The following is a 23,911-nucleotide window of genomic DNA, read 5'->3' as shown; positions in this document are numbered from 1 at the left end:
TCGCCGGCGTTCGCGATCAGCGCCGTCTGGGAGAGTTGACGGATGTCATCGAGTGACGAGCAACGTGTGGTGTCGGCATCCGCGGAGGTTCACGCGCCCGCCGCGACGATCTTCGAACTGATCGCCGATCCGGCCCGCCAGCCCGAGTGGGACGGCAACGACAACCTGGCCCGGGCCGAGGAGACGAGGCGGGTGACCGGCGTCGGCGACGTGTTCTCCATGCTGCTCACCATGGGCGCCGTCCGGGAGAACCACGTCGTGGAGTTCGAGGAGGGGCGGCGGATCGCCTGGAAGCCGGCCGAGCCGGGCACGCCGCCCGTCGGGCACCTGTGGCGCTGGGAGCTCGAGCCGCTCGACGATGCCCGGACGCTCGTGACTCACACCTACGACTGGAGCGACCTGCACGACGAGAACCGCTACCCGCGGGCGCGAGCCACCACGCCCGAACGCTTGAGCGCCTCGCTCGCCCGCCTCGCCGCCCTGGCGGAAGCCGGCTGACACGGCTCCAGCACCGTCAATCGAACGTCGGCTGGCGGGTGCGTGTGCGCTTGAGCTCGAAGAAGCTCGGGTTGCCGGCGACGGCGAGGACCCCGTCCCACAGCGATCCCGCCGCGTCGCCACGCGGGATCTCGGTCAACACCGGCCCGAAGAAGGCGACCGTCGCGCCGTCGGCGTCGGGCACGTGGATGACCGGTGTGCCGACCTCCTCGCCCACCGGGTCCATACCGGCGTGGTGGCTCGCCCGCAGCGCCTCGTCGTACGTGTCGACGTCGGCGGCGTCGGCCAGTTCGGTCGGCAGGCCGACCTCGGCCAGCGCCTCGACGTACAGCTCGTGGCTCCGATCGCGGCCCTGCTGGTGGATGCGAGTGCCGAGCGCTGTGTAGAGATCACGGAGCACGCCGTTGCCGTGGGCCTGCTCGGCAGCGATGGCCACCCGCACCGGGCCCCAGCCGGTGGTGAGGAAGTCCTGATATCGCTGCGGGAGGCCCTCGCGTCCGGCGTTGAGGACCGACAGGCTCATCACGTGGAACGACACCTCGACGTCACGGACCTGCTCGACCTCGAGCACCCAGCGGGACGTCACCCACGCGAACGGACAGATGGGATCGAACCAGAGGTCGGCGCGGGTCGTCACCGGGAGGACGGTACCGCGCCGGGTGGTGGCCGGCGGTCGGCCGGCGTCAGGAGCAGCCGCTACCGCAGCGACTCAAGAAGCGCTCGATGTCGACGATGACGCGCACGACCTTGCCGACGGCGACGAGTCCGCGATCGTCCGATGCCGACACGGTGAAGGTGAGCCGGCGCCCCTCGACCTTGGCCAGCACGGCCTCGGCGACGACCTCGGCGCCGATGGGGGAGGGCTGCAGGTGATCGAGCCGCACGTTGATCCCGACCGTGGTGGTGCCCTCGGCGAGATCGGGAGCGATCGCCCGGCAGCTGGCTTCCTCGCAGAGCGCGATCAGCCGAGGCGTTCCGAGCACGTCGACGGTTCCCGATCCGAGCGCCCGGGCGGTATCGACGTCGGCGACGACGAGCTTCGCCTCGCCCTTGTGCCCGGTAGCAACAGTCACAAACCTCCACACTAGGCCCATCTGTGCGGCAAACGTCGTGACGAGCGTCTCGCCACCTCACCTTCGGGCCCGCCGCTCGATTGTCTGGACGTCTCGGCGGCCGGATAACGCCGCTCGCTGCGTCCTCGATCCTCACAAGACGCTCCGCCCCTCCGAGTCTTGCTGCGGTCTCGTCCTTGCGAGCGGCGCCCCCGACTCGCCGACACGCGCGCAGACAATCGAGCGGCGGACCCTAGTCTGATCCGCGTGATCGATCACGACGTTCTCGAACGGGTGCTGGCGACGGCGATGCGGTCTGGCGGCGACTTCGCCGAGATCTACGCCGAGGACAAACGCTCCACGTCGGCGGGGCTCGACGACGGGCGCGTGGAACAGGTGACCAGCGGCCGGGACCGCGGGGCGGGCATCCGCGTCGTGGCCGGCGACACCACCGGTTTCGCCCACACCGCCGACCTCTCCGAGGCCGGCCTGGCCGCGGCCGCCGAGGCCGCGGCATCGGCGGCCCGCGGCGGAGGGGGCGGGGCCAAGATCGTCGCCCTCAGCCAGCGACAGCGCCAGGACGTCGGCCGGGTCGAGCGGCAACCCGACACGGTCGCCAAGGCCGACAAGGTGGCCGTGCTCACCCGCATGGACCAGTCGGCCCGCAGCGCCGGCGCGTCGGTCGTCCAGGTGTCGGCCGGCTACGCCGACAGCCGCAAGAGCGTGCTCGTCGCCAACACCGAGGGCGTGCTCGCCGAGGATTCGGTCGTGCGCACGATGGCCCGCATCAACGTCGTCGCCGACGGCGACACCGGCATGCAGACCGGCTACCAGTCCGTCGGCCACACGATCGGCTGGGAGCTGTTCGACCGCATCGACGTCGACGAGCTGGCGGCCACCGCCGCCCGCCAGGCGATCACCAAGCTCCGAGCCCGTCCGGCTCCGTCGGGCAGCATGCCCGTGGTCATCAAGGCGGGCAGCGGCGGCGTCCTGTTCCACGAGGCCGTCGGTCACGGCCTCGAGGCCGACCTCGTCTCCAAGAGCGCCAGCGTCTACGCCGGCAAGGTCGGCGAGCTGGTCGCCTCACCGCTCGTCACGGTCGTCGACGACGGCACGATGGATGGTGAATGGGGGACGCGGGCCTTCGACGACGAAGGCCACGCCACACAACGCAACGTGCTCATCGAGAACGGCGTGCTCACCGACTACATGTGGGACTACCTGCGCACCCGCCGCAACGGCACCGTGCCGTCCGGAGACCAGGCCCGTCGCGGCCGGGGCAACGGGCGCCGCGAGAGCTACGTGCACCTGCCGATGGTGCGGATGACCAACACGTTCGTGCTCGACGGCGCCGACGACCCCGACGACATCATCCGGGCGACCGATCACGGCGTGTACGTCGCCCAGCTCGGCGGCGGGTCGGTGAACACCGCCACCGGCGACTACGTGTTCGGCATGGTCGAGGCCTACCTCATCGAGAACGGCGAGATCACCGAGCCGATCCGCGAGGGCAACCTCATCGGCAACGGGCCGCAGACGCTGCTCGACATCGACATGCTCGGCAACGACTTCGGCATGGGCAACCCGGGCACGTGCGGCAAGGACGGCCAGGGCGTGCCCGTCGGCACCGGCCAGCCGACGCTCCGCGTCAAGGCTCTCACGGTGGGAGGAACGGCAGCGTGATCAGCGAGCGTCAGCGAGCGTCGCGAGGTCCGAGCGGTCTGGCACGCGGCCTGCGTGGCCGGGGAACGCAGCAGAGAGGAACCGCGGCGTGATCGACCTGGAAGCACTCGGATCGCGGATCGTCGACCAGGCGCTCCCCGGGGAGCAGGTCGAGGCCTACGTCGCCCGCGGGGGCGAGACCGAGGTCCGGGTGTACGAGGGCGACATCGAGCACTTCGTGTCGGCGCAGAGCGAGGGTGTGGGCGTGCGGATCATCCGCGACGGCCGCACCGGGTTCGCCTACGCGGGAACCCTCGACGCCGACGCCGTCGCCGACGTGATCGCCGAAGCGCGCGACAACGTCGAGTTCGGGACGGTCGACGAGTGGGCCGGGCTCGCCGAGCCCGACGGCGTCGCCGTGGTCGACCAGGAGCTCTGGAACGAGGAACTGGCCACGTTCGCCACCGACCGCAAGATCGAGCTTGCCCTCGAACTGGAGAAGCTGGCGCTCGCCGCCGACCCCCGCCTTCGCGTCGACGACGCCAACTACGCGGATTCGTGGAGTGAGCACGCCGTCGTCACCACCACCGGCATCCGTCGCAGCGGGCGGGGCAACGGCTGCTACGTGTCCGTGTCCACGCTGGCCACCGAAGACGACGAGACCCAGACCGGCTTCGGCTTCAGCGTCGGTCGCCGACCCGGCGACATCGACCTCGACGTGGCGGCGCGGGACGCCGCCGATCGGGCCACCCGCCTGCTCGGGGCCACGAAGCCGTCGAGCCGTCGGCTCACGGTCGTGCTCGATCCCTACGTCACCGCGCAGTTTCTCGGCATCATCGGCTCGACGCTGAACGGTGAGGCCGTGGTGAAGGGCCGCAGCCTGTTCCGCGACCGGCTCGGCGAGGCGGTCGCCAACCCGGTCGTGACACTCGTCGACGATCCGACGAATCCGCTCGCCTTCACGGCCACCGACGTCGACGGCGAGGGCTTGGCGGCCCGCCGCAACGTGCTCCTCGAGAACGGCGTGCTGCGCCAGTTCGTGCACTCCAGCTATTCGGCCCGCCGGGCGGGAACGTCCTCCACCGGCAATGGCGTGCGCGGCGGCTATTCGGGCGGCACCGGTGCCGGCTGCCTGGCGTTGCAGCTCGAGCCCGGATCGCGGTCGCAGGCCGAGATCATCGCCGGCATCGACGACGGTCTGCTGGTGCAGAGCGTGCAGGGTCTCCACTCGGGCGTCAACCCCGTGAGCGGCGACTTCTCCACCGGAGCGTCGGGGATGCTCATCGTCAACGGTGCCCTCGGGGCCCCGGTCCGGGAGTTCACCATCGCGTCGACGCTGCAGCGGATGCTGCTCGACGTCGCCGAGGTCGGCGCTGACGTCGACTGGCTCCCGATGCGCGCCGCGGGCGTGAGCCTCGTGATCCACGACGTCACGCTGTCCGGTTCCTGAGCCGCCGGCACCACGGTCACCACCACCCATGCCGATCTTTCACGCGATCGTCCTCGGCCTCGTCCAGGGACTGTCGGAGTTCCTCCCGATCTCGTCGAGCGGGCACCTCGAGCTGGTGCCCTGGCTGTTCGACTGGCACGACTTCGACGACGAGGGCACGCAGAAGGCGTTCGACGTCGCCCTGCACCTCGGCACGCTCGTCGCCGCGGTCGTGTACCTGCGCGCCGACGTCGCCCGCTACATCGGCGCGGGCGTGCGCCTCGTGGTGAAGCGCCAGTCGCCGGCGTCGGTGGACGGCCGCGTCGCGTGGCTGCTGCTCCTGTCGACGATCCCGGCGGCGGCCATCGGCGCGCTGTTCGAGGACACGATCGACGAGCACCTCGGGACACCGACCATCATCGCCGTGTCGTTGATCGGGTTCGGTCTGCTCCTGGGAGTCGTCGACCGCGCGCTCGGACGCCGAGAGGTCGAAGGCTTCTCGACCCGCGACGCGGTCATCGTGGGGGCGGCTCAGGCGCTGGCCCTCAACCCGGGCACCTCGCGGTCGGGCATCACGATGACGGCGGCGCGCAGCGTCGGGTTCTCGCGTGACGCGGCGGCCCGGCTCAGCTTCTTGATGATGATCCCGGTCACCGCCGGCGCCGTGGTGTTCAAGCTCGCCGGGCTGGTCGCCGACGACGGCATCCCGTCCGATCTGCGCGTGCCGATGCTCGTCGGCATCCTCACCAGCGGGGTGTCGGGCTGGTTCGCCGTGTGGGGGCTGCTGCGCATCGTGCGCACGAGGACGTTCACGCCGTTCGTCGTGTACCGGGTCGCGTTGGGCATCGTGGTGCTCGTCATCGTCGCCGCCGGCTGGCGGTAGCGTGGCGGCACCGACATCCCCCTGACGTCCCGTCGACGCAGGAGGGCCCATGTCCGTTCTCGCCACCGTGCGCCATCGCTTGGCGCGCTCGCCGTGGATCTATTGGGCGGTCGTCGCCGTCCTGGCCGTCGTCGCCGGGGTAGCCGTCGCCTCGGCGACGTCTGGCGTCGACGCCGCCCGCCGCGCGTGGGGCGACGTCCGCGCCGTGTACGTCGCGTCATCCGACATCGCACCTGGAGATCAGCTGGCCGGGCGTGTGGACCGGCGCGAACTCCCGGCGCCCCTCATCCCCGGCGATGCCCTCATCGACGTCTCGTCCGGAGCGGTCGCGCGGCAACACGTGGCGGCCGGCGAGGTGCTCGTCTCGGTCGACGTCGCCGCCAGCGGGTCACCCCGGTCGCTGATCCCCGCCGACTGGCTGGCCGTGGCCGTTGCCGAACGGGTGCCGAGCGGCGTCTCGGCCGGAGACGCGGTCCGGGTGGCCAGCGGCGGCATCGTCCTCGCCGACGAGGGCGTGGTGGTGGCGGCGTCGCCCGATGCCGTGCTCGTCGCCGTGCCCGCGGACGATGCGGCCCAGGTCGGTCAGGCCGCGTCCACAGGGGACGTCAGCCTGCTGCTCGAACCCTGATGCGACGGGCTCAGTCGGTGGCGGCGGGCGTCGACGCCTTCGACGAGGTGTCGGACTTGGACGCCTTGGACGGGGTGTCGGACTTGGACGAGCCCGAGTCGCTCGTGCTCGATTCCGACGACGATGACGTCGTGTCGCTGCTCGACGACGACTTCTTCGACGACGACCGGCTGTCGGTCTTGTAGAAGCCGTCGCCGCGGAACGTCACGCCGACGGGGGTGAACACCTTCTTCACGGCCATCGTGCGGCCGGTCCGCGGGTTGCGGGCCTGCGTGAGCGGCTCGTCGGTGAACGACTGCTGCACCTCGATGGTCTCACCGGTCTTGACGAACTTGTAGACGTACGTAGGCATCAGCGTCTGAAAGCTATCGGTGTCATCCGGAATCCCGGCGGCCACACGCGCCATCCCGCCTCGATAAGGTGCGGATCGTGAGTGTTCGTTGCGCGGTCATTCCCGCAGCGGGGATGGGCACACGGTTTCTCCCGGCAACCAAAGCGGTGCCCAAGGAGTTGCTACCGATCGGTGACACCCCTCTGCTGCAGCTGGTGATCGACGAGGCCCTCGGGGCCGGCGTCGATCACGTCGTCGTGGTGTCCAGCCGCTCCAAACCGGGGATCGAGGCATACTTCGAACCCAGCCCCGAGGTGCTGTCGGCGCTCGAGGCCCAGGGCCGCGTCGAGCTCGCCGACCGCATCCGCAGCATCGGGTCCGACTGGAAGGCGACGGTGGTCTACCAGGATCAACCGCGGGGCCTCGGCCATGCCGTGGGCTGCGCCCGCGAGGCGGTGGGCGACCAGCCCTTCGCCGTGATGCTGCCCGACGAGCTGATGGGCGACTCGTCGCTGCTCGCCCACATGAACGGCATCTGCGTTAGTTCGGGCGGCAGCGTGGTGGGCCTGAAGCGCGTGCCCCGGGAGGACGTGGGCGCCTACGGCGTGATCGAGCCGCTGGCGCCGGTCGATGCCGACGGCGTGGTCGCCATCGGAGGCATGGTCGAGAAGCCCGATTCGGCGGCCGCCCCGAGTGACCTCATCATCATCGGGCGTTACGTGCTCACGCCCGACGTCTTCGACGAGATCGCCGGGCTTCAGCCCGGGCGTGGTGGCGAGATCCAGCTCACCGACGCGCTGCGGGCGCAGGCCGCCCGGTCGCCCTTCCACGGTGTGCTCAGCGACATCGACCGCTTCGACACCGGCAACCCGCTCGGCTACCTGGAGGCGGCGATCGCGCTGTGCCTGCGCCGTTCCGACTTCGGCGACGAGCTCGCCGACTTCATCGCGTCGCTCCCGGTGCGGGTCGCCGACGCCTGAACCGCCCCGGTTCGACGGCCACCAGCCCGTGGTCGTCCAGTTCGAACTCGCGGACGCGGCCGTCACCCGCCGTCACCCGCCTCCACGACGACTCGCCGACGCGTTCGTAGCGCACGAGCACCGGGACCGCCGACAGCGTCTCCACGTTCACCTCGATGATCGGCAGCTCGGCGGCCTCGCCGACGCCGAGCCGGTCGAGGCCGAGCCGGCGGATCGGGATCGCCGGGGTGAACGGTGTGCAGTCGAGCTCGATGTCGACGCACCCGTGGAGGTCGGGGCGGTAGGCGCCGTTCATCTCGCCCCAGTGGTGCCTGGTGTCGAGGGCCAGCCACAGATCGGGCTCCTCGAGGTCGCGGAACAACAGGAACTGGCGGACGTGCCACGTGGCGGACAGGCGCATGACGTACTGGACGTCCTCCCGGCCCACGTGTCCGGTGGCCGTCCACGCCTCGTTCTCCCAGGTGAGCGTGAACGTCTCCCGGTGGGCGTCGTCCCACGTCGCCCACTCGACAGCGTGGCCGTCGGCGGAGAACGCGGTGAACGACATCGGGTCAGTCTGCCCCGGCATCGCTCGGTACAGTCGGACAGATGATCGATCTGGCCGAGGCGCAGCGTGTCGTGCTCGAATCCTGCCCGCCCGCAGCGCCGGTGACGGTCGGTCTCGACGACGCGTGCGGACTCGTGCTGGCCGCCGACGTGGTGGCCGCCGAGGACGTCCCGCCGTTCGCCAACAGCGCCGTCGACGGCTACGCCGTGGTGGCCGGCGACACGGCCGGCGCCGGTCCCGGCGCCGCCGTCGAGCTCGCCGTCGCCGGCGAGGTGGCTGCGGGGCAGGCGCCGCCGGACGAACCGCTCACGGCCGGTTCGGCGATCCGGATCATGACGGGCGCCCCGATCCCTCCCGGTGCCGACGCGGTGGTGATGGTGGAGGACTCAGAGCGCGTCGACGGCGGTGCGCGGGTGAAGTTGTCAGCGAGCGTCCAGGCCGGGTCCGGCGTGCGGTCGGCGGCGAGCGACGTGGCGGCCGGCACCGTCCTGTTCCACGTCGGCACCGTCGTCACCCCCGCCGTGCTCGGTGTGCTGGCCAGCGTGAACGCGCGGCGCGTCGAGGCCTACCCCGCGGCCAGGGTCGCGGTCCTGTCGACGGGCGACGAGCTCGTCACCGACGGGTCACCGCTGGCCCCCGGTCAGATCCGCGAGAGCAACCTCACGATGCTGGTGCCGATGCTGCAGGCGGCCAGGTGCCAGGTCACCTCCTACGGTGTCGTGCCCGACGACGAGGCCCGTCTGGAGGCCGTGCTCTGCGAGGCGGCGGCCGGTCACGACGCCATCGTCACCAGCGGCGGCGTGAGCATGGGGGACTACGACGTCGTCAAGGCCGTGCTCGGCCGGATCGCCGAGATGACCTGGATGCAGGTGGCGATCAAGCCGGCCAAGCCGTTCGCGTTCGGCCTGCTCGACGGCACGCCGGTGTTCGGGCTTCCCGGCAATCCCGTCAGCTCCCTCGTCAGCTTCGAGATGTTCGCCCGCCCGGCGCTGCGCCGGATGATGGGCCATCGCCGCCTCGCCCGCCCGAGCGTCGTGGCGGTGTGCGATGCCGAGCTGAGCCGGCGCCCCGACGGCAAGACCCACCTCGTCCGGGTCATCGGCGAGTGGGCCGACGACGGCCGGTTCCACGTCGTCCCGGTGTCGGCCCAGGGCAGCCACCAGCTGGCCGCGACGGCGCTGGCCAACGGCATCGCCGTCCTCTCCGACGGCGACAGCGTGCCCGCCGGCGGCGAGATCGCCGTGCTCCTCCTGGATAGGTAGTCTCCAGGGGGTGACGCGCGATCTTGTCGATCCGTTCGGGCGCGTGATCCGCGACCTGCGGATCTCCGTCACCGACCGGTGCAACTTCCGTTGCACCTACTGCATGGACGAGGAGATGACGTGGCTCCCTCGTTCCGAGGTGCTCACATTCGAGGAGATCGAGCGTCTCGCCCGCCTGCTGGTGGACCGCTACGGCTTGGAGTCGGTGCGCCTCACCGGAGGTGAGCCGACGGTGCGGGCCAACCTCGATCGCCTCGTGGGGTCGCTGGCGGCATTGTCCACCGAGGCCGGACCGATCGACGTGGCGATGACCACGAACGGTGCCACCTTGCGGCTCGTCGGTCAGCGCCTGTTCGACGCCGGTCTGCGCCGGGTGAACATCAGCCTCGACACCCTCGACCGCGATCGCTTCGAGGCGATGACACGCCGCGACGAGTTGACTCGCGTACTCGACGGGATCGCCGCCGCCGTCGAGATCGGGTTCGACCCGGTGAAGATCAACACGGTGGTGCAGCGCGGTGTGAACGACGACGAGCTGGTCGACCTCGCCGCCTTCGGGCGCGACCACGGCGTCGAGGTCCGTTTCATCGAGTGGATGCCGCTCGACGCGTCCGGCGGCTGGGACTCGGCTGCCGTCGTCGGTCAGGACGAGATCGTGGCTCGCATCGACGAGGTGTTCCCGCTCGAGCCGGTGCCGGCGAGGGGCGCCGCACCCGCCGACCGGTGGCGATACCGGGACGGGCGGGGGAGCGTCGGGGTGATCCCGAGCGTCACCAAGCCGTTCTGCGGCGACTGCGACCGCGTCCGCCTCACGGCTGACGGACAGTTCCGCACGTGCCTGTTCTCCACCGACGAGTCCGACCTCCGCGCTGCGATGCGCCGGGGTGAGACCGACGACGAACTGGCCGCCCGGATCGAGCGGGCGGTCGGAGCGAAGTGGGCGGGCCATCGGATCAACCAGGTGGACTTCGTCCGGCCTCGCCGCTCGATGTCGCAGATCGGTGGCTGACCGACCGTTCCCCGGCTCGAGGGTCCGGGTCTGAGAGACTGGTGGCGATGAGCGACCTCTCCTTCACGCACCTCGACCCCCTCGGCCGCGCGCGAATGGTGGACGTCACGCCGAAGGAGCCGACGCACCGGCGGGCGGTCGCCCGATGCAAGGTCTTCATGACGCCGGAGACCACGGCGGCGATCGCCAACCGCGAGGTGAAGAAAGGCGACGTGCTCGCAGTCGCCAGGGTCGCCGGCATCCAGGCCGCCAAGCGCACCGCCGACATGATCCCGCTCTGTCACCCGCTGCTCGTCGGGTCGGTGTCGGTGAACTTCGAGATCGGCGACGACTTCGTCGCCGTCGAGACCAACGTCGACACGGTCGACCGCACCGGCGTCGAGATGGAGGCGCTGCACGCGTGCGCCACTGCGGCGCTCACCATCTACGACATGTGCAAATCGGCCGACCGCTCCATGGTGATCGGCGAGCTGACGTTGTGGGAGAAGACGGGCGGTCGGTCGGGCGTCTACCGGCGGGCCGGCGGCGCCCCCGACGACTCCCTCGACGAGATCGACGCGGTGCTCGGCAGGGATTCCGCAGAGTGAGCGGCGGAATGAATGCAAGTCGGGCTGCGACGGCGCTGACCAGGGGCAACCTCCGCGATTGTTGCCTCTCCATGTCGAAACGTCGTAGAATCGTAACGATGGTTGCAGAACGACATGACTGCCGTCTGCCCCGCCGCACGCTGGGTGCGGTCGACAGGGCGGCGACAGCGGGTCCGGCAGCCGACACCACTCTCGTTCGCGAGGCGCAGCTGCGGACCTGCGCCATGACCAGCACAGGGCGTCACTAAATGGGACAGGTCATACTCATCGTTGTCGCAGCTGCCTGGGCGGCCGTTCTCCTGCCGCCGCTCCTGCGCAACCGAGCCGAGAACCGACCGAACTCGTCCGTCAGCGACTTCCGCGACCAGCTCTCCAGCCTGCAGCGAGCCATGCCCACGCGCGGCGTCGCCGTGCGCTCGATGGGTCGTTCGCTCGCTCCCTCGTCGCTGAGCCGGCCGGCAGCCGGCGGCCGTCCGGCGCAGCGGGGACCTGCCCGGTCCTCCAGCCCTCGCGGTCAGAACAGCTACGGCCCCTCCGCCCGTGGTTCTCGCGCCGACAACCAGCGCATGCAGGACGCCTCGCTGCGGTCCCGCACACACGGCACCCGATCCGGTCGCGACGCGTACGACCCGAGCGGCCCGATGCGCCGCCCGGCGACCGGCAGCGCCATGGGCGACGTGAAGCGGCGCCGGGCCAACGTGCTGTTCATGCTCATCCTCACCACGCTGTGCGGCGGCTTCCTCGCCGTCACCACCGACTCCAAGGCGATGGTGCTCCTGTTCGCCGCCGGCATGATCGCGCTCGGTGGCTACGTGTACCTGCTCGTGTCGCTGCAGCAGCGCGAGGCCGGGGCGGCGGGGATGCCCCGTCAGCGTGTCCAGCGCTACACGCCGCAGCAGCGCCGCCAGGCGGCGCCCCGTGATCCCCTGGTGCGTGACTGGCGCCCGGCCGAGGACTACTACGACGACGAGCCCCGCTACGACTACGACTACGACGACGGCGCCTACGAGGAGCCCCGCCGCCGGCCCGCCCCCCAGGCGGCGACGCGACCGGTGGCGCGGCCGACGCAGCCCCGCTCCGCGAGCGGCGGCTCCGCGCCCATTCCGGGTAGCGGCGAGTCGGGCCGGATCTCCTACGGCCGAGCGACCCGTCCGCAAGCGGCCCGCGATCCATACGCCATGCCCACGCCACGTGATCCTCGGGATCCGTTCGGTCGCGAGCAGCCCGGCCGTGAGATCACCCGCGGGACCGCGGTGCGCAACGGCCGTCACGCCACGGGTCAGCACCCCGTGCAGCGTCGGCGGCAGCAGAGCCGCGGTGGCTACGACTACTCGCAGGCCGGCTGACCGACGTCACGCACGGCCGGCGTTTCGCGCGTCGTGCGCCGGCGGGTGACCGGTACACTCACCGTCTCTCGGGGCTGTAGCTCAGTTGGTAGAGCGCGACAATCGCACTGTCGAGGCCAGGGGTTCGATTCCCCTCAGCTCCACAACCGAAAGACCTGATCAGGGGCCATTTCCGACCAGTTCGGAGCGGCCCCTGTTTCGCGTGGCGGACCCCTCGATGCCCCAGCGTTACGGTACGCCCCGGAGCGGGTGGTCTCGCTCGGGGTGACCGACGCCGACGTCGCCCTCGCCCTCGGCGTGACGCCGATCGCGCTGACCGGCTTCACGTTCTTCGAGACGCGGCTCGGCCCGTGGGCGATGTCGATGATCGACGGCGACGTGCCGGAGGTGTTGGAGGGAGAGCCGAACATCGAGTACATCGCCTCGCTGGATCCCGACCTGTTCCTCGGGGTGGAGCAGGCGACCCTCCTCGACGCCGACGTGATCATCATGCTCGCCGACCAGCCCGACGCGCGCGAGTTCGTCGCCAACGACCCCGTGCTCCAGGCCGTCCCGGCCGTCGCGGACGGGCGCATGGTGATCCCCGACACCGACACCCGTGGAGCACTCACCTACAACACCGTGCTCTCGGTGCCCTACCTGCTGGATCAGCTCGTCCCGCAGATCGCCGAGATCGTGAGCTGATCGATCGGCCTGGCGGGCGGGTGTTACGGTCGTCATTGGAGTCCGGTGATGGGTGCCGGATCGGTGGGAAGGGGCCGACGTGAATTGTCAGCTGCCGGTGACGGGCCAGAGCGGCCTCGCCATCCTGTTGGTCGCGGTCGCCTTGATCGTGGTGGGGTCGACGTTGGTCCTGGCGATGCGTCGTCACGCCCCTCGTGCTGCGGCCGTCATGGTGGCTGCCGTCTCGATCCCCGCGGTCCTGGTGCCGGGTGCGGTCGAGGCGGCGACAAACTGTTCGCCACCGACGACGGTCGCGCCGAGTACGTCGGCCGAACCGGCGACGGTTCCTGCCTCGACCGACCCGGCGACAACGGTCGGCGACACGACCGTGCCGACCACGTCCACATCCTCGACGACGACGTCCACGTCGACGACGACATCGACGACATCGACGACATCGACGACATCAACGACATCGTCGACATCGACGACATCGAGCACCTCGACAACGGTGGCGCCGCTGCCGCCCACACTCGTCCTGGAGTCACGTGCCGTGGGTGCGAGGGAGGGGCTCTGCCCGCTGGATGCGGTAGAGGGCTGCGTGGTCCTGGACGTCTTCGCGTCCGGGCTGCTGGGTGGCAGCATCGTGGAGATCAGCGCTCCCCGATACGTGTTGTTCTACGGACCGCTTCCGGGGTCCGGGTCGGTCTCCGACTCGGTCGTGATCGGCCGCTGCAACTTCACGGAGCCCGGTTGGATCTTCCGGGCCGTCGGAACGACGGCGGCCGGACAGCCGATCTCGAGCAACGGAGCGGCAACCCCCTGCTGACGGAGGACGCGGGAGGCGCAGTGCCGACTGCGGCGATCAGCCGTCGGCGGCGAGGGCGACGACGGCGATCGCCAGGATCGCCACGCCGATGTAGCCGAGTGGCGGGGCGCCCGCGTAGGTCGGGTAGGTGCCCGGCTGGCCGTACGCCCAGGGTTGGGACGGCGGAGGTGGCGGTGGGGCCCCGATCGGATCGATCGACGCCGGCCCGTCGTCGGTGACGAACTCCGTCCACGCGGTGCCGTCGTGCCATCGCTTGCGATAGCGCCTCGTCGGGTCGTCCAGCCACTGGCCTGGCATCACGGCCCGAATGATGCCACGCCCGCGGCTCGATCCTGGGCCAGCGCGACGGCCAGACTGACTCGATGGCTGATGATGTGGTGCTGGTACACGGATGGGGCGGCTCCTTCGCGACGACGTGGGAGTCCACCGGCTTCACGATGCTGCTCGAGGAGGCGGGCAAGCGGGTGATCGGCGTCGACCTGCTCGGCCACGGCACGGCACCGAAGCCCACCGATCCGGCCGCCTACGGGTCGCTCGGGGACCGCATCCTCGACGCCCTGCCGGAGGCGCCGTGCGCCGCGGTCGGGTTCTCGCTCGGGGCCATCACGCTCGCCCGCTTGGCTGCCGAGCACCCCGACCGCTTCGAACGCCTGGTGCTGGCCGGTATCGGCGGCGGCACGCTCACGCCCGATCCCGACGGTCACGAGCGGATCATCAGGGCGCTCGAGGCTCCCGCCGACGCCCTCGGAGACCTCGATGCCACGGGCCGCCTGTTCCGGCAGTACGCCGAGCAGCCCGGCAACGACCTCGCCGCGCTGACCGCCGTCATGCGCCGCCCTGCCGCGGCGCCGCTGGGCGAGGTCGACCTGTCGGTGGTCACCTGCCCGGTACTGATCGTCATCGGCGACCGTGACTTCTCCGGTCCCGCCGAGCCGCTCGCCGAGCGATTCCCGAACGCGACGGTCACGACGCTGCGCAACGTCGACCACTTCGCCACGACCGAGTCGTTCGACTTCGTCGACGCCGTGCTGAGGTTCGTCGGCGCGGCCTAGTCGGCGGTCGTCGTCTCGGGCGTGGTGTCGGGCGGCCAGGAACCGGGCCAGATCCCGAGCTTCGACGCCGTCTCGCGGCCGACGATGCCGTCGACCTTGAGCTCGAAGAACTCCTGGAAGGCCCGGACCGCCGCATCGGTCCGGTCGTCGAACACCCGGTCCACCTCGAGGTCGAGGGCATCGTCGGTGATCTGCATCAGCCGTTCCTCGAGACACTCGACGTCCTCGCCCCCCTGGTCGACCTTGGCCCCGCCCTGCATCTCGCAGTCGGGCTCGATGGTGAGGTCGTAGACGATCTCGACGGGCTCGGTGGTGGCCGGCGCCGATGATGCCGGGACATCGGTGGGCTCGGCGTCGGTCGCCTCGGGCTCGGTCGCCTCGGGCTCGGTCGCCTCGGGCTCGGTCGCCTCCGGCTCGGTCGCCTCCGGCTCGGTGACCTCGGGCTCGGTCGCCTCCGGCTCGGTGACCGCGGCCTCGGTCGCCTCGGGGTCGGTCGGATCGACCACTGCCGGCGCCACGGTGGTCGTCCGGGCGGGTCTCGTGGTTGCCGTCGTCGGCGGGACCGTCGTCGTGGACGCCGGTCGGGGCTTGGTGGACGTCGGCGCGGCCACCGGCTCGGTGACCTGGGCCGTGTCCGGGACCGACCCGGCGGTCTGGTCATCGCCGTCGCCGTCTCCCGACGCGAGCAGCACGATCGCCGTCACCGCCGCCCCGACGACGAGGAGCAGCGCGCCGACGACCATGATGCGCCGCATCACGTAGCGGCGATGCGACACCCGGCGCCGGGCGAGCTGCTGGGTGAGCGACAGGTCGGTCAACGAGGCGTCGTCGCCGTCGCCGTCGCCATCGCCATCGCCTCCATCGTCGCCGCCACCGGTCCCAGGAAGTACGTCGGTCGGCGGCAGCCCGCCGTCGTCGCCGCCGGTCGCCTCGACAGCGGCGGTCGGGACGTCGGCGGGATCGCTCGCGGCGTCATCCGGCGGCGGTGTCACCGGCTCGGAGTCGGGGAGGGGCGCGTCAGGAGGGACGATCGGCAGCTCGCTGGTCCGCTCCCAGGACGGCTCCTCGGGGTCGTCGGTGCCGCCAGGGGTGAGCGGCGGATCGGTGGGGCTCATCGAAGCGTCAGTCCGCGGCCGTGCATGGTCTCAGATCGTAACGATTCGTCACCGGGCGACGAGGGCGGGGTCAGCCGACGGCCGTCGAGTCGGGTTGGGACGCGAGCGGCCGCACGGTCCACGGGCCGTTGGCGTCGATGCCGACGTACCCCGGACCGGACGGCAGCACCGCCTCGCCGGTGAAGGGACCGGCCTCGTCGAGGACGACCTGGAGGCCGGCGGCCGTGAACGTGGAGATGACGATCGGCCCGCTGCCCTGGTACTCGACCGACACCGGCAGCTCGCCGCCGTCGGGGAGAGCGAGGACCACGGGTGCCTCACCGGTCGTGGTCACGTCGACAGGGAATGGCGCTGCGGTGGACGCCGCGGCAACCTCGATCGTCCAGGCGCCGTCGGCCGTGACCGCGAAGTCCGTCACCGGCGAGGTGAACACGACCAGGTGGTCGCCGCTGACCGCGCCGGTCGCCACGGCGAACGGCGAGCCGATCGGGGCGCCTGCGTTCTGCGGTTGGACGGCGAACCCGCCGGCGCCGTCGTGGGAGATCGTCACGATCGACGGTCCCGTTGGCGGCCTGACGGCCACCACGGCGCTGCCCGTTCCCGACGTGACCGTGGGGGCCGCCGTGGTGGTGGCGCCACCGGCATCGGCCGTTGCCGCGTCGAGCGGGTCGAACTCGATCCCGCCGTCGTCGTTCATCGTTGCGACCGCCGCGATCAGACTGCCGTCGCCGCCCACGGCGTAGCAGTTGAACAGCACACCGGGTTCGTCCGCGGGCGGGACGGCACACGCAACCTGAGTGGCGCCGCCGTTCGCGGCCAAGAACTGCGCCTCGGCCTCCCCCCGGAGGAAGGAGGTGTCGACGGCCTCGGTGGTCGGCGGAAGACCGGTCACCGGCACCGTCGTGGGCGCCGCGCTCGAGGGCGCGGGCGGAGGCGGAGTGGCGCCCACCGCGGCCGAGATCGTGGTGGTGCATGCGGCGAGGGCGATCGAGACCACGACCGCAGCAGTTCGGCGGTTCATGCACCGCGATGGTAGTGATCACCCGGGCGGCGCCGGGATCGCGTCAGAGCTCGGCGGCGAGGGCAGCCGACTCCCTGGCACGAAGGGCGGCGTTGACCCGCTGGCGCTCGAGGATCTGATCGAGCGTCTTGGCTCCTTGGGGAATCGGGTGCTCGGCAAAGAACGACTGGACGTCGGCGACCACCGTCTCCTCGGTGAGCAGCTTCACCGAGTCGACCATCCGCACGATGGTGTTGTTGGGGAATGCGGCGTTGGCGTCGCCCCAGTGCTGGCGCACGAATCGCCAGGCCGCGGCGCCGTGCCGGCGGTTGGCGATGCAGAAGCGCAGAACGAACGGGGCGTTCTGCGTCTTCACCTCGCCGCTCATGCAGAGCTCGCAGGTGCGCAGGACCAGTTCCTCGTCGTCGAACTCGGCCAGGGCGTAGAGGTGGCGCAGCGAGTCCTGCGGCGTCGCCGCGTTCTTGAAGCCGTCGAGGAGGCGCTCGTAGTCGTCGATGCCGCCGGACGCCGCCACGACCGACGTGGCGGCCGCGACGAGCTCGGGATCGACCCCGGCCGGGTCGGTGGTGCTGGCGTCGTAGATCGCCCGGGCGCGGGCGATCGTGTCGGCGTCGCCGCCGAGGATGGCGAGGGCGGCCACGAGCGAGCCCCGCAGCTTGCCGACGAGATCGGATTCGCCGTCGACCGGGTCGCCGAGGTCGGCCACCACGGGACGCAGGAGAGCGGCGACGCGCGCCTGGTAGCGGCCGAAGTCGTCGTCGCCGAGCAACCGGCCCGTGCCGCGCAGGCCGACGAGGATCGCCTGCCACACGGCAGCGTCGCGCTCGTCGGCGAAGCCTTCGACGAAGCGGAGGAAGTCGGCCGCGGCGAGGCGGCCGGCGACGACCGAGCTCCATGCGTCGTCCACGAGGTTGTAGCGCTCGAGCGTGTCGAGCTCGGCGAGGGCCCTTCCGGCCAGCCGCCCAAGCAACTCGTCCGAGTAGGCGACCCGGTAGAAACCGTGGCCCCCGGCGTTGACGACGATCGGCGCGGCCGGGTCGTCGAGTGTGACGCGGGTCGATTCGGCGTCGAGCAGCACCCATTGCGACGACGAACCGGTGCGGACGTTCACGGGGATCAGCCACGTGTTGGCGACGGAGCTGTCGTCCAGGGACTCGCCGAACGCGAAGCGCTGCTGGGTGAGGACCAGGTCGGCGCCGTCGAGTCGGGCCGACACCAGCGGGTAGCCGGGCTGCCAGATCCACGAGTCCATCAACTCCCGGACCGGTTTGTCACTCTGGCTCTCGATGGCGTCCCACAGATCGCCGGTCTCGGTGTTCCCGTAGGAGTGGATGCGCAGGTAGTGGGCGACCCCAGCGCGGAAGGTCTCGGCCCCGAGGTACTGCTCGAGCATGCGCAGCAGGGCGCCGCCCTTCTGGTACGTGAGCACGTCGAACATGCCGTCGGCGTCGGCGGGCGACTTGACCTCGAACTCGACGGGGCGGGTGCTCGTGAGCGAGTCGGTCTCGAACGCCATCGAGCGCTCGAGGCCGAACGTGGTCCAGCGCTTCCACTCCGGACGGAAGGCGTCGCACGCGGCGATCTCCATGAACGTGGCGAACGCCTCGTTGAGCCAGATGCCGTTCCACCAGCGCATCGTGACGAGGTCGCCGAACCACATGTGGGCCAGCTCGTGGGCCACGACGTCGGCGACGGTCTCCTGCTCGCTGTGGGTGGCCGTGTCGGGGTCGACCAGCAACACGCTCTCGCGGAAGGTGATGCAGCCGAGGTTCTCCATGGCGCCGGCGGCGAAGTCGGGGAGCGCCAAGAGATCGACCTTGTCGCTCGGGTACGGGACGCCGTAGTACTCCTGGAACCAGCGCAGGGCGAAGGCGCCGATCTGCAGACCGAAGCCGGTGAGGTGGGCCTTGCCGGGCACGTGGACGACGCGCAGCGGGACGCCGTCGACGTCGACGGGATCGGTGGCTTCGAGCGGGCCGACGACGAAGGCGACGAGGTACGTGCTCATCACCATCGTGTCGGCGAAGCGGATCTTCACCTTGCCGGCGTCCGGTCCGTCCTGCACCGCGCTGCGCTCGACCTCGGGTCCGTTGGACACGGCGAACAGGTCGGGATCGACGATCAGCGTGATGCCGAACACCGCCTTGAACTCGGGTTCGTCCCAGCACGGGAACGCCCGGCGGCAGTCGGTGGCCTGCATCTGGGTGGTGGCGATCACCCGTTCGTCGCCGTCGCCGTCGACGAACGTGCTGCGGTAGAAGCCGCGCAGCTTGTCGTTGAGGATGCCGTCGAAGGCGATGTCGATCGTGGCGGGGCCGGCCGGGACGGGTTCGGCGGCCACGAGGGTGAGGCGTTCGGTGGCCTCGTCGAGCGACCACTGCACAGGGGCGCCGCCGATCGTGGCGGATCGGATGTCGAGCTCGATCGCGTTGAGCACGATCGTGTCGGTCGGCTCGGCGACGGCCACCGTGATGGCGACGAAGCCGCTGAAGGTGGCCGCGTCCAGGTCGGGGGTGAGGACCACGTCGTACCGCTCGGGCACGACGTTCTTGTCGAGGCGATACGGGTCGGCGGGGGTGGCGACTTCACTCATCGCCCGAGGATCGTATTGGAACGAGGGCCCCGTGGCGGCCTGCGTAGCGGGGGAGTCCGACCAGATAGCGTCCCGGGACGTGTCTGACGGACGCGCGCCGGCGCGCTACCAAGTCGTTGGCATCGGCAACGCCCTCGTCGATGTCATCAGCCACGCGCCCGACGACTTCCTCGCCAAGTTCGAGTTGGTGAAGGGGTCGATGGCCCTCATCGAGACGGAGCGGGCCGTCGAGCTGTACCGAGCGCTCGGGACCGCCGTGGAGATGAGCGGCGGGTCGGCCGCCAACACGATGTGCGGCGTCGCCAGCCTCGGCGGCCGGGCGGCCTACATCGGCAAGGTCAGCGCCGACGAGCTCGGTGACGTGTTCGGTCACGACCTGCACGCCGTCGGCGTGGCGTTCCGCCCGGGTGAGCCCTCGGAGTCGGTGCCGACCGGCCGGTGCATCATCGTCGTGACGCCCGACGCCCAGCGCACGATGAACACGTATCTCGGCGTGTCGAGCCTGCTGCGCACCGAGGACCTCGACGAGGCGACGATCGCCGACGGCGAGGTGCTCTACATGGAGGGCTATCTGTTCGACCGTGACGATGCCAAGGCGGCGTTCCGGCGGGCGGCCGAGGTGGCCCACGCCAACGGCCGCAAGGTGTCGCTCACCCTGTCGGACTCGTTCTGTGTCGACCGCCATCGCGCCGACTTCCGGGCGTTGGTGCGCGACCAGGTCGACGTCCTGTTCGGCAACGACGACGAGATCGTGTCGCTGTACGAGGTCGACGACCTGCACGCGGCGATGGAGATCGTGCGCACCGAGTGCGACCTGGCGGCGATCACGGTCGGTGCCGAGGGTTCCTACGTGGTGACCCGCGACGACGTCGTGAAGGTGGCCGCCGAGCCCGTGGACCGGGTGCTCGACACCACCGGAGCGGGCGACCTCTACGCCGCCGGGTTCCTGTACGGCCTGACCACCGGCGAGTCGCTCGAGCGCTGTGCCGAGTTGGGGGCGATCGCTGCTTCGGAGGTGATCAGCCACGTCGGCCCGCGGCCACTCGTCGAGCTGCGTACGCTGATCCGATGAGCGCGTTGAGCCCGTTCGACACGGCGATCAAGTGGCTGGCGGCCGAGCCGGACGAGGACGTCCGCGCCGAGCTGCAGCGGCTCGTCGACGGGCCACGCGCCGAGCTGGAGCAACGCTTCGCCGGGCGCCTGCACTTCGGCACCGCCGGCCTGCGCGCCGCCATCGGCGCCGGCCCGCTGCGGATGAACCGCCTCGTGGTCCGGCAGGCCGCGGCGGGGCTCGCCGCCTACCTCCTGGCCACGGACAAGAGGGCGGTCGAGCGGGGTGTGGTCATCGGTTTCGACGCCCGGCACAAGAGCGACGTGTTCGCGCTCGACACGGCGAGGGTGATGGCGGCGGCCGGCATCCCGTCCAAGCTGCTGCCCGGGCCCCTCCCGACACCAGTCCTCGCCTGGTCGCTCACCGAGCTCGACGGCGCGGCGGGCGTGATGGTCACCGCGTCGCACAACCCGCCGGCCGACAACGGCTACAAGGTTTACCTCGGCGACGGCCCGCAGATCGTGCCGCCCCACGACACCGGCATCTCGGCCGAGATCGACCGCGTCGATCCGACCACCGTCGAGCTGTCAGCCGAGGACGACCCCCTCATCACGCGCCTGGGCCACGACGTCGTCGACGCCTACATCGCCGCCGTCCCAGCCGTCCGCAAGCGCCCCGAGGTGCCCGGCGTGGTCGTCGCTTACACCCCGATGCACGGCGTGGGCGGCGAGACCGTCGGCCGTGCCTTCGAAGCCGCCGGGTTCGCGCGGCCCCTGGTGGTGGCCGAGCAATACGATCCCGATCCCGACTTCCCCACCGTGGCGTTCCCGAATCCCGAGGAGCCGGGAGCGATGGACCTGCTGATGGCGCTCGCCGCGGCCAACGACGCCAAGGTGGCCATCGCCAACGATCCCGATGCCGATCGGCTGGGGGCGGCGATCCCCCAGCCCGACGGGTCGTGGCGCCGCCTCGGCGGTGACGAGATCGGCTGGCTGTTCGCCGACTACCTCCTCGAGCACACCGACGGCGACGACCGGTTGGTCATCACCACGCTGGTGTCCTCGGCGCTGCTCGGGAAGATGGCCGCAGCCGCCGGGGTGCACTTCGCCGAGACGTTCACCGGCTTCAAGTGGATCGGTCGGACGATCCTCGATCACCCGGAGTGGAACTTCGTGGTCGGCTATGAGCAGGCACTCGGCTACCTCGTCGCGCCGCGACCGCTCGACAAGGACGGCGTGTCCGCGGCCGTGCTGCTCGCCGAGATCGCGGCGGTCGCCGCATCGGAAGGGTCCACGCTGCAGGCTCGGCTCGACGCGATCGAGGAGCGTTTCGGTCGCCACGTGATCCGCGACCTGTCGGTCCGTATGGATCCGGCGGCCGCCGCGGCGGCGGTGAAGGCGCTGCAGGTCTCCCCGCCGTCGGAGATCGGCGGGGCCAAGGTCGAAGACGTTGCCTCGTTCCCCGACGCCGATCTCCTTCGCTTCGATCTGGCCGGCGGCATCCGCGTGCAGGTGCGCCCCAGCGGCACCGAGCCCAAGGTGAAGTTCTACGGCGAGGCCGTCGGGGCCGACCCCGGCCCGTACCTCGAGGCCCTCGCCGGACTGTTGACCCACTAGGCCGGCGGGCCGAACTGCCGGTCGCCGGCGTCGCCGAGACCGGGCACGATGAACGCCTGGTCGTTGAGCCGCTCGTCGACGGCGGCCGTGACGACGTGGACGTCGAGCGACGCCTGGTCGAGTCGCTCGATCCCTTCGGGTGCGCAGAGCGCACACACGGCCAGCAACGGCTGCGGGGCGCCGCGCTCGACGAGGATCTCGAGCGTGTGGACGAGGGAGCCGCCGGTGGCGAGCATCGGGTCGATCACGATGACGGGCCGGCCGTCGAGCGACTCGGGGAGCTTGTTGACGTAGGGCTTGGGCTGGAACGTCTCCTCGTCGCGGCTGATCCCGATGAAGCCGACGTCGGCGTCGGGAAGCAGTTCCTGGGCGGCGTGGACGAATCCCAGCCCGGCCCGCAGGATCGGGACGACCACGGGTTGCACGGCGAGCCGCCGCGCCGGAGCCGTGGTGAGGGGGGTCTGCACCTCGCCGGTCACGGTGGGGAGGTCCTCGGTGGCCCGCACCAGCAGCAGGCTGCCGATCCGCTCGAGGTTCTGGCGGAACAAGGCGTTCGGGGTGGAGACGTCGCGGATGCGGGCGAGGGCGTCGGCCACCACCGGGTGTTCGACAACGGTGACGGTGACGGCCATTTACAGCGCTCCTAGGGACTTCTCGGCGGACAGCAGGGCGTAGCGGGGCTTGACGAGGGCGTTGATGATGCGCAGTCGCTCGGGGAACGGGGCGAAGGCGCTCTTCACGGTGTTGATCGTGATCCACTCGAAGTCGTCGATGCCCCACCCGAACGCGTCGGCGAGCTGGGCGAACTCGTTCGACATCGAGGTGTCGCTCATCAGACGGTTGTCGGTGTTGACCGTGACCCGGAACCGCAGCCGCCGGAGCATGCCGATCGGGTGCTCGGCGATCGAGGCACACACGCCGGTGTTGACGTTCGACGTCGGGCACAGCTCGAGCGGGATGCGGGTGTCGCGGATGTAGGCGGCGAGGCGGCCGAGCTGTTCGGCCCCGGGCTCGCCGGTGATGTCGTCGACGATGCGCACACCGTGGCCGAGGCGCTCGGCGCCGCACCATTGAACGGCCTCCCAGATGCTCGGCAGCCCGAAGGCCTCACCGGCGTGGATCGTGGTGTGGAAGTTCTCCCGCATCACGTACTGGAAGGCGTCGAGATGGCGCGTGGGCGGGTAGCCGGCCTCGGCGCCGGCGATGTCGAAGCCGACCACACCGGCGTCGCGGAAGCGGACGGCGAGCTCGGCGATCTCAAGGCTGCGGGCCGCCGTGCGCATCGCCGTGGCGATGGCGTAGATCGTCAGGTCGGTGCCGGCCGACCCGCGCTCGAAACCGTCGAGGATCGCCTGCATCACCTCGTCGAGGGTCAGGCCGGCCTCGGTGCACAGCTCGGGAGCCATGCGGACCTCGGCGTAGACCACGCCGTCGGCCGCCAGGTCCTGGGCGCACTCGTAGGCGACCCGCTCGATGGCGTCGCGGTGCTGCATCACCCCGACGGTGTGGGCGAACGTCTCGAGGTAGAGCACGAGATCGTTGCGCTTGGCGCCGCGGTTGAACCACGCGGCCAACTCGCCGACGTCGGTCGTCGGCAGGTCGTGGTAGCCGAACTCGCTGGCCAGCTCGACCACCGTGGCCGGGCGCAGCCCACCGTCGAGGTGGTCGTGGAGCAGGGCCTTGGGCATGCGCCGGTAGAAGTCGAGCGGTTCGGGTGGCAGCACGGGCGACAGCGTAGAGGCGGGCGAGGGCGGGCG

Annotated in this window: 26 protein-coding genes and 1 tRNA gene; 16 read left to right on the top strand and 11 right to left on the bottom strand. The window is 70.9% G+C overall.

What is annotated here, in order from left to right; translation table 11 throughout:
* The first annotated feature begins 42 nt into the window (after window positions 1-42).
* On the top strand, window positions 43-498 hold the full coding sequence (locus tag DN771_RS26085; protein ID WP_117000504.1) for an SRPBCC family protein: 456 nt from the start codon (window positions 43-45) through the stop codon (window positions 496-498).
* A gap of 16 nt (window positions 499-514) precedes the next feature.
* Here DN771_RS26085 and DN771_RS26080 read toward each other — a convergent pair whose 3' ends face one another.
* Together DN771_RS26080 and DN771_RS26075 are read right to left on the bottom strand one after the other, a co-directional pair.
* Window positions 515-1,135: a mycothiol-dependent nitroreductase Rv2466c family protein gene (locus tag DN771_RS26080; RefSeq protein ID WP_117000503.1), complete on the bottom strand. Its 621-nt coding sequence runs from the start codon at window positions 1,133-1,135 to the stop codon at window positions 515-517.
* 46 nt (window positions 1,136-1,181) lie between these two features.
* Entirely contained in the window at window positions 1,182-1,571 is a 390-nt protein-coding gene (locus tag DN771_RS26075) for a thioesterase family protein (protein ID WP_205528783.1), read from the bottom strand.
* Between the two features lie 246 nt (window positions 1,572-1,817).
* Between DN771_RS26075 and DN771_RS26070 the strand changes: the two genes are divergently transcribed.
* From DN771_RS26070 to DN771_RS26055, 4 genes are all read left to right on the top strand, one after another.
* Window positions 1,818-3,233, top strand: coding sequence for a TldD/PmbA family protein (locus DN771_RS26070; protein WP_117000501.1), 1,416 nt, complete (start codon window positions 1,818-1,820; stop codon window positions 3,231-3,233).
* 88 nt (window positions 3,234-3,321) lie between these two features.
* Window positions 3,322-4,662 carry a TldD/PmbA family protein gene (locus DN771_RS26065; protein WP_117000500.1) on the top strand — a complete coding sequence of 447 codons (1,341 nt, stop codon included), beginning with the start codon at window positions 3,322-3,324 and terminating at the stop codon, window positions 4,660-4,662.
* A 28-nt stretch (window positions 4,663-4,690) separates the two neighbouring features.
* On the top strand, window positions 4,691-5,524 hold the full coding sequence (locus DN771_RS26060; RefSeq protein WP_117000499.1) for an undecaprenyl-diphosphate phosphatase: 834 nt from the start codon (window positions 4,691-4,693) through the stop codon (window positions 5,522-5,524).
* Between the two features lie 49 nt (window positions 5,525-5,573).
* Entirely contained in the window at window positions 5,574-6,152 is a 579-nt protein-coding gene (locus DN771_RS26055) for a CpaB family protein (protein ID WP_117000498.1), read from the top strand.
* A 10-nt stretch (window positions 6,153-6,162) separates the two neighbouring features.
* Here DN771_RS26055 and DN771_RS26050 read toward each other — a convergent pair whose 3' ends face one another.
* Window positions 6,163-6,504: an FmdB family zinc ribbon protein gene (locus DN771_RS26050; RefSeq protein WP_117000521.1), complete on the bottom strand. Its 342-nt coding sequence runs from the start codon at window positions 6,502-6,504 to the stop codon at window positions 6,163-6,165.
* Window positions 6,505-6,581: 77 nt separating this feature from the next.
* On the opposite strand from DN771_RS26050, the gene DN771_RS26045 reads away from it, so the two are divergent.
* Window positions 6,582-7,463 (top strand): UTP--glucose-1-phosphate uridylyltransferase, encoded by an 882-nt coding sequence (locus tag DN771_RS26045; protein ID WP_162942424.1) that lies wholly within the window; start codon window positions 6,582-6,584, stop codon window positions 7,461-7,463.
* Here DN771_RS26045 and DN771_RS26040 read toward each other — a convergent pair.
* Window positions 7,426-8,010: a putative glycolipid-binding domain-containing protein gene (locus DN771_RS26040; protein WP_117000520.1), complete on the bottom strand. Its 585-nt coding sequence runs from the start codon at window positions 8,008-8,010 to the stop codon at window positions 7,426-7,428. The two genes, DN771_RS26045 and DN771_RS26040, sit on opposite strands and share 38 nt — an antisense overlap.
* 41 nt (window positions 8,011-8,051) lie before the next feature.
* On the opposite strand from DN771_RS26040, the gene DN771_RS26035 reads away from it, so the two are divergent.
* The 6 genes from DN771_RS26035 to DN771_RS26010 all read left to right on the top strand — a co-directional run bounded on the left by DN771_RS26035 (window position 8,052) and on the right by DN771_RS26010 (window position 12,898).
* Window positions 8,052-9,272 (top strand): molybdopterin molybdotransferase MoeA, encoded by a 1,221-nt coding sequence (locus DN771_RS26035; protein ID WP_117000496.1) that lies wholly within the window; start codon window positions 8,052-8,054, stop codon window positions 9,270-9,272.
* Window positions 9,273-9,282: 10 nt separating this feature from the next.
* Window positions 9,283-10,281, top strand: coding sequence for a GTP 3',8-cyclase MoaA (gene moaA / locus DN771_RS26030; RefSeq protein WP_193615417.1), 999 nt, complete (start codon window positions 9,283-9,285; stop codon window positions 10,279-10,281).
* Between the two features lie 47 nt (window positions 10,282-10,328).
* A complete protein-coding gene (gene moaC / locus DN771_RS26025; RefSeq protein ID WP_117000519.1) occupies window positions 10,329-10,868 on the top strand; it encodes a cyclic pyranopterin monophosphate synthase MoaC in 540 nt (179 codons plus the stop codon).
* A gap of 248 nt (window positions 10,869-11,116) precedes the next feature.
* Complete coding sequence (locus DN771_RS26020) at window positions 11,117-12,214, top strand: hypothetical protein (RefSeq protein WP_117000494.1); 1,098 nt, start codon at window positions 11,117-11,119, stop codon at window positions 12,212-12,214.
* A 70-nt stretch (window positions 12,215-12,284) separates the two neighbouring features.
* A tRNA-Ala gene (locus tag DN771_RS26015) sits at window positions 12,285-12,357 on the top strand.
* Between the two features lie 121 nt (window positions 12,358-12,478).
* Complete coding sequence (locus DN771_RS26010) at window positions 12,479-12,898, top strand: TroA family protein (protein ID WP_162942423.1); 420 nt, start codon at window positions 12,479-12,481, stop codon at window positions 12,896-12,898.
* 183 nt (window positions 12,899-13,081) lie between these two features.
* Here the strand turns inward: DN771_RS26010 and DN771_RS29850 are convergent, their stop codons facing one another.
* Window positions 13,082-13,378: a hypothetical protein gene (locus DN771_RS29850; protein ID WP_162942422.1), complete on the bottom strand. Its 297-nt coding sequence runs from the start codon at window positions 13,376-13,378 to the stop codon at window positions 13,082-13,084.
* A gap of 100 nt (window positions 13,379-13,478) precedes the next feature.
* On the opposite strand from DN771_RS29850, the gene DN771_RS26000 reads away from it, so the two are divergent.
* Complete coding sequence (locus tag DN771_RS26000; RefSeq protein ID WP_117000492.1) at window positions 13,479-13,706, top strand: hypothetical protein; 228 nt, start codon at window positions 13,479-13,481, stop codon at window positions 13,704-13,706.
* A 36-nt stretch (window positions 13,707-13,742) separates the two neighbouring features.
* On the opposite strand, the gene DN771_RS25995 is transcribed toward DN771_RS26000, so the two are convergent.
* Window positions 13,743-14,006, bottom strand: a complete 264-nt coding sequence (locus DN771_RS25995) for a DUF2510 domain-containing protein (protein WP_162942421.1) — start codon at window positions 14,004-14,006, stop codon at window positions 13,743-13,745.
* 62 nt (window positions 14,007-14,068) lie between these two features.
* Between DN771_RS25995 and DN771_RS25990 the strand changes: the two genes are divergently transcribed.
* Entirely contained in the window at window positions 14,069-14,758 is a 690-nt protein-coding gene (locus DN771_RS25990) for an alpha/beta fold hydrolase (protein WP_117000490.1), read from the top strand.
* On the opposite strand, the gene DN771_RS25985 is transcribed toward DN771_RS25990, so the two are convergent.
* The 3 genes from DN771_RS25985 to DN771_RS25975 all read right to left on the bottom strand — a co-directional run bounded on the left by DN771_RS25985 (window position 14,755) and on the right by DN771_RS25975 (window position 19,487).
* Complete coding sequence (locus tag DN771_RS25985; RefSeq protein WP_117000489.1) at window positions 14,755-15,873, bottom strand: peptidoglycan-binding domain-containing protein; 1,119 nt, start codon at window positions 15,871-15,873, stop codon at window positions 14,755-14,757. The two genes, DN771_RS25990 and DN771_RS25985, sit on opposite strands and share 4 nt — an antisense overlap.
* 70 nt (window positions 15,874-15,943) lie before the next feature.
* Window positions 15,944-16,894 carry a hypothetical protein gene (locus DN771_RS25980; RefSeq protein ID WP_162942420.1) on the bottom strand — a complete coding sequence of 317 codons (951 nt, stop codon included), beginning with the start codon at window positions 16,892-16,894 and terminating at the stop codon, window positions 15,944-15,946.
* A gap of 43 nt (window positions 16,895-16,937) precedes the next feature.
* Window positions 16,938-19,487 (bottom strand): M1 family metallopeptidase, encoded by a 2,550-nt coding sequence (locus DN771_RS25975; RefSeq protein ID WP_117000487.1) that lies wholly within the window; start codon window positions 19,485-19,487, stop codon window positions 16,938-16,940.
* 79 nt (window positions 19,488-19,566) lie between these two features.
* Here DN771_RS25975 and DN771_RS25970 point away from each other — a divergent pair, with 79 nt between their 5' ends.
* Together DN771_RS25970 and DN771_RS25965 are read left to right on the top strand one after the other, a co-directional pair.
* A complete protein-coding gene (locus DN771_RS25970) occupies window positions 19,567-20,559 on the top strand; it encodes an adenosine kinase (protein WP_193615419.1) in 993 nt (330 codons plus the stop codon).
* Window positions 20,556-22,154, top strand: coding sequence for a phospho-sugar mutase (locus DN771_RS25965; RefSeq protein WP_117000486.1), 1,599 nt, complete (start codon window positions 20,556-20,558; stop codon window positions 22,152-22,154). The genes DN771_RS25970 and DN771_RS25965 overlap by 4 nt, the downstream gene beginning before the upstream one ends.
* Here DN771_RS25965 and upp read toward each other — a convergent pair.
* On the bottom strand, window positions 22,151-22,786 hold the full coding sequence (gene upp / locus DN771_RS25960; protein WP_117000485.1) for a uracil phosphoribosyltransferase: 636 nt from the start codon (window positions 22,784-22,786) through the stop codon (window positions 22,151-22,153). The genes DN771_RS25965 and upp overlap by 4 nt on opposite strands.
* The gene (locus DN771_RS25955; protein ID WP_193615418.1) at window positions 22,787-23,842 is read right to left on the bottom strand and encodes an adenosine deaminase; all 1,056 of its coding nucleotides are present in this window, start codon (window positions 23,840-23,842) and stop codon (window positions 22,787-22,789) included. It lies immediately after the preceding gene.
* Window positions 23,843-23,911: the final 69 nt, after the last annotated feature.

Source organism: Desertimonas flava, assembly GCF_003426815.1.
GTDB lineage: Bacteria > Actinomycetota > Acidimicrobiia > Acidimicrobiales > Ilumatobacteraceae > Desertimonas > Desertimonas flava.
Note: the sequence above shows the minus strand (reverse complement) of the source record. Positions and strands in the feature narration are given on the sequence as shown.

What these genes read in the sequence shown, in the direction of transcription:
- DN771_RS26040 (WP_117000520.1), bottom strand. Translation starts at nt 8,010, where the DNA reads ATGTCGTTCACCGCGTTCTCCGCCGACGGCCACGCTGTCGAGTGGGCG.
- DN771_RS26085 (WP_117000504.1), top strand. Translation starts at nt 43, where the DNA reads ATGTCATCGAGTGACGAGCAACGTGTGGTGTCGGCATCCGCGGAGGTT.
- DN771_RS25965 (WP_117000486.1), top strand. Translation starts at nt 20,556, where the DNA reads ATGAGCGCGTTGAGCCCGTTCGACACGGCGATCAAGTGGCTGGCGGCC.
- DN771_RS26055 (WP_117000498.1), top strand. Translation starts at nt 5,574, where the DNA reads ATGTCCGTTCTCGCCACCGTGCGCCATCGCTTGGCGCGCTCGCCGTGG.
- upp (WP_117000485.1), bottom strand. Translation starts at nt 22,786, where the DNA reads ATGGCCGTCACCGTCACCGTTGTCGAACACCCGGTGGTGGCCGACGCC.
- DN771_RS25990 (WP_117000490.1), top strand. Translation starts at nt 14,069, where the DNA reads ATGGCTGATGATGTGGTGCTGGTACACGGATGGGGCGGCTCCTTCGCG.
- DN771_RS25955 (WP_193615418.1), bottom strand. Translation starts at nt 23,842, where the DNA reads ATGCCCAAGGCCCTGCTCCACGACCACCTCGACGGTGGGCTGCGCCCG.
- DN771_RS26050 (WP_117000521.1), bottom strand. Translation starts at nt 6,504, where the DNA reads ATGCCTACGTACGTCTACAAGTTCGTCAAGACCGGTGAGACCATCGAG.
- DN771_RS25985 (WP_117000489.1), bottom strand. Translation starts at nt 15,873, where the DNA reads ATGAGCCCCACCGATCCGCCGCTCACCCCTGGCGGCACCGACGACCCC.
- DN771_RS26060 (WP_117000499.1), top strand. Translation starts at nt 4,691, where the DNA reads ATGCCGATCTTTCACGCGATCGTCCTCGGCCTCGTCCAGGGACTGTCG.
- moaC (WP_117000519.1), top strand. Translation starts at nt 10,329, where the DNA reads ATGAGCGACCTCTCCTTCACGCACCTCGACCCCCTCGGCCGCGCGCGA.
- DN771_RS26020 (WP_117000494.1), top strand. Translation starts at nt 11,117, where the DNA reads ATGGGACAGGTCATACTCATCGTTGTCGCAGCTGCCTGGGCGGCCGTT.
- DN771_RS25975 (WP_117000487.1), bottom strand. Translation starts at nt 19,487, where the DNA reads ATGAGTGAAGTCGCCACCCCCGCCGACCCGTATCGCCTCGACAAGAAC.
- DN771_RS26035 (WP_117000496.1), top strand. Translation starts at nt 8,052, where the DNA reads ATGATCGATCTGGCCGAGGCGCAGCGTGTCGTGCTCGAATCCTGCCCG.
- DN771_RS25980 (WP_162942420.1), bottom strand. Translation starts at nt 16,894, where the DNA reads ATGAACCGCCGAACTGCTGCGGTCGTGGTCTCGATCGCCCTCGCCGCA.